The following is a 12319-nucleotide window of genomic DNA, read 5'->3' on the forward strand; positions in this document are numbered from 1 at the left end:
CGGCCCATCGTCGCGTACTCGTGGCTTACAGGTAGTAGCCGGTGATGTCGATGGTCATGTGGGCGCCGCCGCCAGGACCGAAGACCGCTTCGAGTTCGCGTGCTGCGTTGAGGGCGAACGTGCCGGCGTTACCGATGTTGAGGCCGGGGCCCCAGTTGACCGTCGCCGCGGAGATGGCCGTGATGCCGCCAGGGTTGATCGACAAGAACCCGGTGGTGGTGGTGCCGATGGCGACGACGTTGGCCGTGACCGCGGTCGCGCCAGCGGGCACTGCGTTGGCGGTGACGGTCGCATAGGTGTCGACGTCCTTGGAGTCGGCGACCGAGATCGTCCGGTTCGTGCCGCCGGCGAAGCGTCCGTCGGTCTCCTGGCGGCTGTCGTACACACGGAACGGCGTGACGGCTGTGAAGCCACCCGCCGTTGCCGCGCCACCGATGCGCTGCCACTTGTCCGGCTCGTAGCAGTACCAGAGCGTCCCATCGGTGCTACGTGCGATCGACCCAGCGCTGCCGGTGGTGGTGGCAGCGATGGCCGGCGTGACCGTCGCCGAGATTCGGATGATGCCGGATCCCGCAGCGACGAAGTCGGAACTGGTACCGCTGCCTTGAACACCAGCGCCGTTGTCGGAGATACCCGTCACGCCGCTTCCGGTGTCGCCGTCGAGATTCTTCTCATGACGACCCACGACACCCGATGATCCCTGAGACGAGGTCTTGCCTTCGACGCCGCTCGACCGGGTGCCGGTCGAGATGCCATAGACGCCGATGCTGTCGGTGCCTTGAGCTTCGCCCCGGACACCGTTGCCGCCCGACGTGCCACCCGTGACACCGTGAACGCCGATTCCGCCACTGAGCGTGTCGGTGTTCACGCCATAGACGCCAGCACCGTTCTGCGACTCGCCCCGCACACCGGGGCTGGATGTCGTGGAGCTGGTATGGATGCCGTAGACGCCGGGGGATTGTTCACCGTTGGAGTCGCCGTACACGCCGGCGCCTCGCTGCGTCGAGGACCCCTGGTAGGTGCCGCGCACGCCGTAATCGCCGAAGGTGCTCGCCGTTTGGCCATAGATCGAGGCGTTCGATGCGTCGCTGAGGCCACCGCCGAGCACGGCGAAGGTCGAGCCGCCGGTGAGCGTGGTTCTGGACGTGCCAAACTCCGTCGCTCCAACGTTCATGACGTCGCCGTCGATGGCGGAAGTTCGATCGCTCATCGCGATCCCGGCCGCTGCGCCGACCGCAGCGGCGATCGCACCCTTCGACAAGATCGCTCGGCGCGACGCGCTCGGCGACTCCGGTGTTGTTTCTTCGTTCGTTTCGCCGTTGCTCATGTTCTTTGGCCTCCTGTGATACGACAGACCGATGCCTGCAGGAGTGACCATAATCGGAGTAGAGATTCTCGTGAGCGAAATAACCACGGCGGTCTCCTACTTCGTCGATGTCCTGGGATTCGAGTTGATCTATCGGGGCCCCGCGCAGGAGGTCCCCGGCGAGACGGCGGTCATCGATGCGGGCGCGGTTGCCGTCACGCTCCTCCAGCCTGCCGACAGTGGTCCCTCGATCCTGGCGGATCGCACACCTCGGGTCACCCAACTCGTGTTCGGAACGGCGGTGGGCGATTTCGCTGAGGTCGTCGAACGTCAGCACGCAGCTGGCGTCAGCACGCAACCGCATCCCGATGGGCGGTCGTTCGTCCCGCCGGAGGTGGCTGCGGGGATTCTCGGCTTCGACGTCGCACTGATGTTCGCGAAGGTGCCGGAGTGACGCGGCCAGACCTCGCGGTGCCGCTACTTCCGCCGCTCGCGGACGATCTGCTGGCGCAGCACGCGGCAGCTCACGAATCGTTCGCTGCAGGGTTCGAACAGGCGCCTGGGGAGGTGCGCGACCTGTTCCGGTACGTTCAGCGGCGCGTGCTCGTCGAGTCGGTGGCGAACATCAGGCCGGTGTTCGACGGTCGGCGAGCACCTCGCCGGCGTAGGTTCGTGTCGCCGTCAATGGAACTGCGAGTGCGCGGCTGTTCGGTGGCGTTCCGGCACGTCGACTCGAGATCGGCCATGTGGCGCGATGGCCACCTCGACGCGCTCGTCGGCCCCGACACGCCGATGGTCGTGCATGCGCTGGCCGAGAGCAACGACCCGGGTCGTCGAGAGACGAACCCCGGCCTGGTCCGTTCGACCGATGCGGGATTCGACCCGACGGAGTCCGATTTCCGCCCTCCGGACGGAACGGAGTGCCAGCGCTTGCTCGATGCAACCGTCGGCGTTGCGAATGACGCGCCGATGTCCGCCATCGCTCGTGCGGGGTGGATGTGTGCGGCGTTGCTGGCGATTCACCCGTTCGTGGATGGCAACGGGCGTACCGCACGCCTGCTCTTCCACCTCATTGCCGGGTCCGAGGTTCCGGCGCGTGTCGACTGGGGCTCGCTGGAAATCTGGGCCGACGCTCGTCCTCGGTACGTCTCAGCACTCAAGCAGACGCAGTCCGCATCAACCGGGCGCTACCGCAGTGATTGCATCGATACCGCCCCGTTCATGGAGTTCGCTGTCGAAGCGTCGATAGCAGGCGCGGCACGAACCGCCGATCGGCTCCAAGCACTTCGTTTCGTCTGGGAGCACGACTGGACGTCGATGTCGTCGACGGCTCGCATCCTCGAGATGGCGGTGTGGTTGGATGGCACGGCCCGACTCTCGGAACTGGAGCAACTGGTGCTGGAGCCATTGTGCTCGTCCCTCGTGAACCGTCTCGTTGACCTCGGCAAGATGGTGTGGGACGAGGCGGGACTGCTTCGTCTCGCGAACGATCATCCCATCCATGAAGCCGCTGCTGACATGTAGCGGTGAGCGGTCGACGTGACAGCGGTCAGCGCCAGTAGCCGGTGACGTCGATCGTGAGGTCGATGTTGGTGGCGCCGCGGATCAGCACGGACAGCTCTCGTGACGAGCTGACTCGGAAGATCCCCGCGTTGCCGATGGTCTGACCCGCTTTCCAGTTCAGTGCGGCCGCACCGACGGAGGTGTCGCCACCCGGGTTGACCGTGGCGAAGCCGTTGCCGACGGCATTGATCGCGACGACGTTCGCAGAGATCGCAGTGGCACCGTCGGGCACGGCGTCGGCGGTCGTCACCGCATACGTCTCGACGTCGCGTGCATCTTTCACCGACACGGTGATGTCGGTGCTGCCGGCGAGTCCGTCGCTGCCGACCTCGCGGCTGTCGTACACACGGAACGGGGTGACGGCATGGAACGATCCCGCGGTGTCGGCGCCGCCGATCTTCTGCCACCGTCCCGGTGATCCGGCGACGACGCAGTACCAGAGGTCGCCGTTGGCGTCGGTGAGGAGTTCGCCGACGACGTGCGCGTCCGTGCGGGCCGCGGGAGCGTCGCCGTCGGCGTACATCTCGATGTTGGCGCGGGTGCCTCGTGCGAGTACACCGGCCCCTGCCCCTCCCGAGCCCCAGCCGACGACGCCGAAGCCGTCGTTGCTGCTGTAGCCGTAGACCCCGTTCGGCACCTTGTCGTAGCCGTAGCCGCCGAGTGCGGCGGGATACGACGACGAACTCGACTGGAAGATGATGATGCCGCCCGGCGTGTCGCGCACCGTCATGATGTTCGCGTCGAGTGGGTCCCCGCCGATGAGGAAGTTGGGCACCTGTGGCGCCTCGCTGTTCGTGTACGAGAGCACGGTCGACGTGCGACCGCCGTCGCCTTGGGTGGTGCTCTGGCCGGCCCTGAGCGGATCGCCGTCGGCGGCGGCGACGCGTCCGGAGGTCGTGGCGAGCGCCAGGGCCGTGCCGCCCGCCGCGGCACCTGCCGCGAGCTTGAACAGGTTGCGACGCGAGCCGCTGACCTCGGGCGGGTGATCCACCGCCGGCTCGACGGCGGCGGAGGGGGCCGGGTCGGCGAGTGCCGTCAGGCGCTGCGTGAGTGCCTCGATCTTGGCCTCGAGTTCGGCGATGCGGTCACTCGAATCGTCGTGGGCGATGGTGGTGTCGATGGTGGTCATGGTTCCTCCTGGTCGTGTGATGTCGTGGGTCGACATCTCCAGGAGTACCACATTGCCCGCTTGTGATTTTCTGCGTGCGCGTCAGTCCAGGTCAGAGGTGGGGCGCGGGAGATCGTGCCAGCCGAGGTCGTCGGCGGCCCACAGGCGATCGAAGGTCGTATCGACATCGTCGGCGAAGCCGAACCGGTTGCGGAAGTTGTAGCGGAACCGCTGCTCGTTCGGTGCCAGACCGACCCGTTCGAGGCGGCCTGCGCAGTAGGCGTCCCACGCCGCGTTCTCGGCCAGGCTGAGGTCGCTGTCGGCCGGGGCGTCGACGAAATCGTCGCGCAGACGATCGCGGGCGCGCAGCAGCATCCGGCCGAGCGACAAGGCAGCGTTGGTCGCGCTGAAGTTGGTGAAGCGCCGGGTGTCTTCGAGCGCCCCGCTCTGCACCCGGATGCTGATCGTCGCGTCGCCGTCGGCGTCGAGCAGCATGGCTGACATTCGCGACAGCGGCGTGGTCTCGTCGACCGCGACGATGATCGGATTCGCGACAACGAGCCGTTCGGCGAGATCCCGAACGACCGCCGCGATCTCACCCGAGTCGTAGCTGACGAACGAGAACACCTCCGGCGTGACGGAGACCTTCGTCATCGAGATCTCGGCGCTCAAGCTGGCGCGCTCGCTGCGTCTTGCAGTCGGCGGATCGCCGCCTTGCGTTCTTCGAGGGCGACGAGATCCATCTCGGCGATCGACGCGACCTCGTCGTCGGTGAACCCGGCGAGTTCGCGGAAGCGCCGTGCGAGCTGGAACGAACTCTCGTCGCTGTCGCTGCGAGCGCCACCGAAGCTGAACAGCTTGTCGACGACCTGTTGGAACTCGAGTGCCTTCGTGCGTCGCTCCGGATCTTTCTCGGTCACCTTGCGGAGCCAGTCGGATCCCATCTTCACGTGGGTCACCTCGTCGGCGAGCATCCAGTCTTCACAGAACTCGAGGAACGGGTCGCCGGCGAGCTGACCGAACTCCTTCATCTGCGTGAAGACGTCGATCGCGAGGCCCTCGAGCGCTCGGTTGACGCCGGCCAGGCGAAGCACGGGATCGTTCGAGCAGGCGGCTTCGAACAGCACCGTGTTCTCGGCGAACTCACCGAGTTCGGTGCCCATCCAGTCGCCCAGCTTCGCACTGATCTCGACGTGTCGAGCCTCGTCCCACGCTTGGCGAGCCATGTCGAGCTTCAACTCGAAGGGAATCGTGTCGCCGGAGCCGTCGCCGGCCGGGAAATCGTGGGCGGTGCGGCCGGCTCCTTCGAGTGCCTGGATCTCACCGACCATGATGCCGTGCATCAGTCCTCGAGCGGCATCGGACGCGTCACGTCGCTGCGGGGTGAGTCGGTTGGTCGCACCGCGACTCTTGGACGATGCGCGTGGCGCACCGTCGTCGTCTCGCACCTTGATCGGCGAACGCTTGTCGGCCATCCGCGCGGCCATGTTGGTCTGGACGAAGCGCTCGTCTCGAGCGAGATCCTGAACCGGCAAGAACTGTCGCATGACTACCCCCTGAAGAAGCCCTCTCCCACCGTAGCCCCAAAGGTCATGGTGCCTGGCACCGTGACCTCAGCCGATGGAGCCGGGGCCGGTGATGCCGCCGGCTTCGACCATCAGCGATTCGAGCGTTGCCTGATGGCGAGCCGCCCGCTCGACGTGCTCGGGCGTCGTGATGAGCGACTGGAGCATCATCTCACCGTCGCGCCAGTCGTCGTACTCGTCGGCGAGCGCGTGCTTCAGCGAACGGATCGTCGGAGCGTCGGTGATCTCGCTCGTGTGGTTCATGTGGTACGTGTACGCGGCGACGAAGCGCGGGATCAGTACCCGGTAGACGCCCACCAGCTTCTCGATCGTCAGCTCCGGGGCCTCGGGCTCGGTCATCGCTGCGATGAAGCGTTCCATTGCCTCGTTCGCCGGAACCGTGAGCCGTTCGGGCTTCATCTCGCGCAGCTCCGGGAGGCGCTTGTGCCACAACTCGGCGTGCCACGCGTGGTGATAGCAGTGGGTGCCGAGACGCATCTTCACGTCGAGTTCGGGCACGGTCGCAACCCAGCCGCCGAGCGCCTCGAACAACTTCATCTCGGTCCACTTGTAGTTGCCGACGCGACGTGCCGTTTCCGCGACGTCGAACGAGCCGGGCAACTCGCGCCGGTCCCACGGGGCGAACGGGGCTCGCGCCGTCGAGGCGGGGGACTCGGTCGTGTCGTGTTCGTCAGCCATGCTCGACGACGCTAACCGGCGCAGCCTCAGAGGAACCGCTCGAACGCTCGCGCGGTGGAGCGACCGAGGCCCAACCCGGCTACCTCGAAGCGGGAGGTGATCGTCTCGGCCGCGGTGCGCGCTGCGGTCCGGTCGCCGATGGCCCCCAACGCGGACACGAAGATCGCTGCGGCTCGTTCGCTCAAGGGATCGAGCCGTTGCGCACGCTCTGCCCACTGCGCAGCCTGCTCGGGCTCGCCGCGCGCTGCAACGAGCTCGCCGACGCGGCACATCGCGCCGACGGCAAGCGACCGCAACCGAAGTCGTGTGAGTACCGCCCAACCGACATCGAGATCCATCAAATAGTCACCGCGATACAGATCGATCGCGTGCCCGAACGCTTCGAGCGCTCGGAGCGGAGCCCCCGCAGCATCGGCCTGCCGAGCGGTCTCGATCGCCTGCTCGAAGAGCTCCACGTCGGTGGCGACGTCGTCGTGCAGGCTCAACACGTCGCCGTCGGTCGTCAGGAAGTACCCGTCGCCCTGTCCGCGATCGGGTTCGAGGACGCGCTGCAGTCGCGAGAGGTTCGCTCGCAGGTTCGCGCTCGCCTTCGCGTCGTCGGGGTGATCCGACCACATCAACCCGATGACGTCGCTCCGGCTGAGTCGGCGCCGTTCGGCCAAGAGCGCGAGGAGCTCACGGAGCCGGACGCGGCGGGTCCAGTCGTCGGCGACCACCAGCTCGTCGTCGAGCCACAGGCAAATCGGCCCGAGCAGGTCGAGTCGCAAGGCGTGTGGTGCCGTCACCGGTCGGCTGCCGAGGAGGACTGCCGCGTGGGCTGCTGCCGGGCCACCCGTCCCGACGGTTCTCGCGAGGTGGCGATCGAGGTTCGGGATCTCGCGGAGGGCGTCGATCGCGGCTGCGACGCCGCGAGCCGCCGCCGCGCACGCGAGTTCGGTGAGGTGATGGGGGAGGAGGTGGACCCGAAGGATGTGGAGCTGTGTCCACGGCAGCTCTGCGGCCGGAACCGGGTCGTCGTCGTCGCGGAGCGCGACGAGCGCACGACCGGCAGCGACAGCGGTCGTGAGCGACGGACCGAACTCGATGCGATCGAGCGTGGGCCGGGTGTCGGGTCGGCACAGGTACAGCAGCGGCATGGCGAGCAGGTGTGCCCGATGCGGCCACAACCCGAACGCGGCGCCGGTGGCTTCGTCACTGAGCAGCGCGGCGGCCGCCTCGTCAGACTGTTGCTCCGCCGCCAACGACGCAGCCGCGACGCTGGCGAAGAGGCTGGCGAGGCGCGGCGTGCCCATCCGCGAGAGATCTCGGGCTCGCTGCACCCGTCGAGTTGCCTCGACGACGTCGCCGGCGGCGAGAGCGATGGACGTGGCGACACCGAGTGCGGACTCCACAGCATCTCGGATGCCGCGATGTTCCATGTCGATCAGCAGGCCCGACACGAACTCGTTGGCGAACTCCGGAGATCCCTCGCCACGGAGCCACATCGCGTATGCGATGAAGATCTCGGCGCCCTCCGGCAGGTTGGCGAGGTCGTCGGGGCTCAGCCCGTCGCCGACCTCTTCGACACGGCCGAGATCGGTCAGTCGTTGATTGATCACGATCGTCGCGTGCTCGGGCCCGAAGTGGACGTAGTCGGCGAGCGCGGCGAGCGCGCCCGCCGAGTTCCCGCGCCGCTGCTCGAGCTGCGAGATCACGTGCGCATGCGAGGCCCGGGCGAACGGCACGATGGACGCGAGTTCGGCGAGCCGATCGAGCTCGGGTCCCTCGACGCGCTCCAGCATCATGTTGAAGAACAACGCTTGAAAACCGCGATGGAGCGCGACCGCCTCCATCTGCGCGTCATTGCAGGCACGCGCCGACGCAGCGACCTGGAAGATCGGTTCGACGAGACCTTCGACCAGGCCGTTGAATCGTCGGGAGGTCTGGAGCATCTCGAGGAGCGGACCGTGGGAGTCGAACGACTCGACCAGGCGGGCGACCTCGGCGATGCGTACGGTCGATTGGCTCACGGTCGGTTCGCTGACGAACGCCCGGGCGATGTCACGCGCGAAGACCTCGTTGCCGGCCAACAGGTGCAATCGCATGGCCTCGGCGTGCTCGCCACGTCGCAGCATCAGGTCGGCGGAGATCGTGGCGGCCTTCCGGCGTTCCGTCTCCTCGTGGTCTGCGGCGAGCGCCTCGCGCAACAGCGCGTGCAGTCTGAACGTGCCGCCGGCGCGTCGCTCGACCAACGGCAACAAGCCGATCAGCATCTCGGCATCGAACTCGCCGCCCGAGAGCTCACGCACGATGTCGTCGTCGATCTCGTCGAGCAACGAGACCCGCCTGAGTTGTTCGAGTCGGTCGGCCGGGAGGCCCGCCAGCACCTCCTCGCGCAAGAAGCCGGTACTCGCGCTCGACCCTGCGGCGAGTCGGAGATCAGCGGTCGCGGCGTGCCGGGGAAGGTCGGTGCTCTCGGGTCGTGCCCGGATTTCGCGGAGTTCGTGGAGTTCGTCGTCGTCGAACTCGAGGTCGTGGCTGGAGATCTCGAGCACTTGCGCGTGTGCCTGCAGCCGGGCTGAGGGGACGTCGACCGCGCGTCGCGACGCCAACACGAGGTGGCCGTTTCGTGGCAGGAGCTCGAGCAGGTCGCGCACTACCGCCATCGCATCGGGGTCGCTCAGGAACTGGACGTCGTCGAGGACCAGGGCCACCTCGTCGGGAGCGCGGGTCCACACCGCATCGACGAGACGTCGGAGGGACTGCTCATCGGTGTGCTCCGGCTCGTAGGCCACGTCGACGGCCTCGAGGAGTTCGGCGATCAGACGGAGCCGCGAGTCGTGCGCCTTCGAGAGCTCGATCATGATGTCGACCCCTCGGGGGTCGAGGCGGTTGTTCTCCATCGCCAGTGAGAGGGCGGAGGTCTTGCCGGCGCCTGCCGGGGCGACGATGGTGGTCAGGCGGTGCTCGAACCGTCCGACGAGCAGACGATCGAGGCGCGGCCGATGAATCAGCCCCGTCTTCGATGTTCGGTCGCCGCCGGTCATCGCTGCCCGGCCGACGGGGCGAGCAGGCGCTGCGCGAGCCGTTCGGTGGCTGGTTCCGGCTCGATGCCGTCGGCTGTCAAGACGTCGAGGAGGTCGACGATCGCCGTGACCGCTGCGGACCTGGCGCCCATCGCATCGAGCGCGGCCACGAAAAGTCGGCCGGCACGTTGGTTGAGGGGGTCGATCGCACGTGCATCGCCTGCCCAGCGAGCGGCGGTTTCGGGTTCGCCGCGCGCTGCGACGAGTTCAGAGATGCGACACATCGTCCCGACGGCAAGCGATTGGAGTCGCAGTCGAGGGAGCACGAGCCAGGGGGCGTCGAGTCCGGCGAGGTACTCGCCTCGGTACAGCGACGCCGCTTCCATGTAGGCATCGAGTGCTCGCGCCGGCAAGCCCGACCTGTCGTCACGCTGCGCGTCGGTGGTCAACCGTTCGAACGCCGACACGTCGTCGGTCACGCGCTCGTCGAGTGCGATGGCGTCACCTTCGACCAGGAGATGAAATGCCGAGGCACCCTTGGCTCGGTTCGGTTCGAGGACGTCGTTGAGTGTCGACAGCGCCGTGCGGAGGTTGCCGAGGGCTCGGTCGTCGTCGTCGTGGTCGGGCCACAGCTGTGCGACGATGTCTCGTCGGTCCATCCGACCTCGCTCGAGCAGGAGGCCGAGGAGCTCGCGGATCTTGGGCCGCTTCGCGATCTGGCCGGTGTCGACGCGCTCCCCGTTGCGCACGATTTGCAGCGGTCCGAGCATCCGCACCTCGAGCGTGAACGGCTCGATCCGTGGCATCGCGCCGAGCAGGTCGACCGCTGCCCGGGCAGCGATCCTGGACGGGCCGGTCGCCACGCGCTGAAGCAGTCGATGGCGATGAGGGAGCGCGTCGAGGAGCTCGCGAGCAGCCGTGTTGCCGAGCGACGTAGCGGCCGCGGCCAACTCCGCGAGATGTGGAGGGAGCACGTTGGCGCGAAGCGCGTTGGGCTGATGCCACGGCAACGCAGCGGCGCCGGTCGCATCGTCGAGGTCGCGCAATGCGACGATCGCCTGACCGGCAGCGATCGCCGTTCGCAGTGTGGGGCCGACGTCGACGCCGTCGAGCATCGCTCGCGTCGACGGGTCACACACGTACACCATCGTCATCGAGCCGAGTTGAGCACGCGACGGAAACGCCGTCGCGTCCTCCGAGAACGCGGTCGGCTCGGTCGCGGCCGCGAGGATCCCGGCGGCTGCGTCGTCGCCGTCGGTGACGGCCGCGACCGCAGCGCGGGCAATCGTTGCCATCTCGGCGACGATGACACCGACGCCGCTTCGCGTGAGATCGTGAGCGTGTTCTGCGAAGCGTCGCGCGAGTTCGTTCTCGCCGGCCGCCAACGCGATCAGCGCCGCCGACCCGAGCGTGCTCACGCTCGGGTGTGTGAAGCCCTGTCGGAGCGAACGCTGGACCGACGACTCGACCGCGAGGAGGGCGTCGTCCGGTGACGCATCGCCGCGGCGCCACATGGCGAGCCCGATGAAGGCATCGGCCCCCTGGGGCAGCGCGACGAAGTCGTCGATCGTCATCCCCACCGCAACTCGTTCCGGACGACCGAGGTCGTAGAGCCGCTCGGCCCTGGCCACCAACTCCATGGGCCGTTCGAGCTGGTCGAGCCCGTCCAATACTGCGAGTCCTTCTGCTGCTTCCCCCCGGAACTGATGGGAAATCGAACTGAGATAGGCGTGCACGCCCGCCGCGAACCGGTTGCGTTCGACGAGCGGCCTCAATCGCTCGAACGTGGCGTAGTACCCGTGATCGTGATGGAGGAGTTGCGACTGCGCAGCGCGGTACAACGCCAAGATCTCAAGGTCGTCGTCGTGGTCGGCGACCGCGGCGTCGGCGGCCCGTAGGAACATCTCGGCCACCTGCCCTTCGAGTCCGGCGAGATGGGTCGTCGCATCCAAGATGCGGTGCACGGTCGAGTCTGGGTCGATCTGAGCGACGGTGCGACGGACGGCGAGCACGGACTCGTAGGTCTGCAACATGGTGGGGATGAGAGCGAACTGTCGAGCGGTTTCGAGCGCTCCGATGTTGTCACCGGCCTCTCGGTACAGCTCGACTGCCCGTGGCAACCGGAACCGATGCCGCTCGGCATCGGCGGCGATCGCCAGCGCCTTGCGGCGCTCGCCCGGCTCGAGGCGTTTGACGAGAGCCTCGCGCAAGATGTCGTGGAGCCGCGCGGTGCCGTCGTCGCTTCGGTCGACGAGAGGTGTCCGGTCGAGCAGTGACGAGGTGTCGAACGCGCCATCGGTCATGACGTCGACGAGTTCGTCGTCGACGACGTCGAGCACGGCGATGCGACGCAGATGCGCAAGGCGGTCGGACGGGTACCGGGCGAGGACCTCCTCCCAGAGGAACTCGGAGCTCGCGTCGGTGCCCGCGGCGAGCCGCAGGTCGGCGGTCGCAGCGTGACGCGGCAACGACACGTCGACGGTCTCGGAGCCGCGAAGCTGTCGGAGCGCGTCGAGTTCGTCGTCGTCGAGCGCAAGGTCGCGGTCGTCGATCGAGAGCACCTCGCCGTGGGCTCGAAGCCGAGCCAGCGGGAGATCGAGCGGCCGCCGGCCGACGAGTACCAGGTGGGCGTTGGTCGGAAAGCGCCCGAGGAGTTCCTCGAGCACCTTCGTCGCCTCCGACCCGACGAGTTCGTGCGCGTCGTCGACGATCAGCGCGATGTCGTCGGGCGCCGCCGACCACATCGAGTCGACGAGGCGGTCGACGGTGCGTTCGTCGAACGCGCCGGCCTCGACGTCGAGCGCTTTCGCGAGTGAACCGATGAATCGTTCGGGGACTCGATCGGCAGAACCGACCCGAAGCCAGGCGTCACGCCCGATCGGATCGAGTCGGTTGCTCTCGACGGCGAGCGCGAGCGTCGTGGTCTTGCCGAATCCGGCCTCGGCGATGACGGTCGTCACCCGGTGGGTGAACCGGCCGTTCAGACGTTCGACGAGCCGGTGTCGCGGCACCACGTCGACCCGCGCCGTCACGGCCGCTCCATCCCGCCCCGTTCCTGTCATCGAAGACCGCT

At 67.6% G+C, this 12319-nt stretch carries 9 protein-coding genes; 2 read left to right on the top strand and 7 right to left on the bottom strand.

What is annotated here, in order from left to right; all coding sequences use genetic code 11:
• Positions 1-25: 25 nt before the first annotated feature.
• Positions 26-1327, bottom strand: coding sequence for a hypothetical protein (locus tag ACE37B_RS13505; protein WP_409923849.1), 1302 nt, complete (start codon positions 1325-1327; stop codon positions 26-28).
• A 70-nt stretch (positions 1328-1397) separates the two neighbouring features.
• On the opposite strand from ACE37B_RS13505, the gene ACE37B_RS13510 reads away from it, so the two are divergent.
• A complete protein-coding gene (locus ACE37B_RS13510; RefSeq protein WP_409923850.1) occupies positions 1398-1760 on the top strand; it encodes a VOC family protein in 363 nt (120 codons plus the stop codon).
• Positions 1757-2830 carry a Fic family protein gene (locus ACE37B_RS13515; RefSeq protein WP_409923851.1) on the top strand — a complete coding sequence of 358 codons (1074 nt, stop codon included), beginning with the start codon at positions 1757-1759 and terminating at the stop codon, positions 2828-2830. Before ACE37B_RS13510 ends, ACE37B_RS13515 begins: the two co-directional genes overlap by 4 nt.
• A 25-nt stretch (positions 2831-2855) precedes the next feature.
• On the opposite strand, the gene ACE37B_RS13520 is transcribed toward ACE37B_RS13515, so the two are convergent.
• The 6 genes from ACE37B_RS13520 to ACE37B_RS13545 form a co-directional block, all read right to left on the bottom strand.
• Entirely contained in the window at positions 2856-3998 is a 1143-nt protein-coding gene (locus ACE37B_RS13520; RefSeq protein WP_409923852.1) for a hypothetical protein, read from the bottom strand.
• 81 nt (positions 3999-4079) lie between these two features.
• Positions 4080-4631 (bottom strand): hypothetical protein, encoded by a 552-nt coding sequence (locus tag ACE37B_RS13525; protein WP_409923853.1) that lies wholly within the window; start codon positions 4629-4631, stop codon positions 4080-4082.
• A 14-nt stretch (positions 4632-4645) separates the two neighbouring features.
• A complete protein-coding gene (locus ACE37B_RS13530) occupies positions 4646-5524 on the bottom strand; it encodes a DUF455 family protein (protein WP_409923854.1) in 879 nt (292 codons plus the stop codon).
• Positions 5525-5590: 66 nt separating this feature from the next.
• Entirely contained in the window at positions 5591-6241 is a 651-nt protein-coding gene (locus tag ACE37B_RS13535) for a hypothetical protein (RefSeq protein WP_409923855.1), read from the bottom strand.
• 26 nt (positions 6242-6267) lie between these two features.
• Positions 6268-9267, bottom strand: coding sequence for a BTAD domain-containing putative transcriptional regulator (locus ACE37B_RS13540; protein WP_409923856.1), 3000 nt, complete (start codon positions 9265-9267; stop codon positions 6268-6270).
• The gene (locus ACE37B_RS13545; protein ID WP_409923857.1) at positions 9264-12278 is read right to left on the bottom strand and encodes a BTAD domain-containing putative transcriptional regulator; all 3015 of its coding nucleotides are present in this window, start codon (positions 12276-12278) and stop codon (positions 9264-9266) included. The genes ACE37B_RS13540 and ACE37B_RS13545 overlap by 4 nt, the downstream gene beginning before the upstream one ends.
• Positions 12279-12319 lie beyond the last annotated feature (41 nt).

The organism is Ilumatobacter sp. (genome assembly GCF_046290335.1).
GTDB lineage: Bacteria > Actinomycetota > Acidimicrobiia > Acidimicrobiales > Ilumatobacteraceae > Ilumatobacter_A.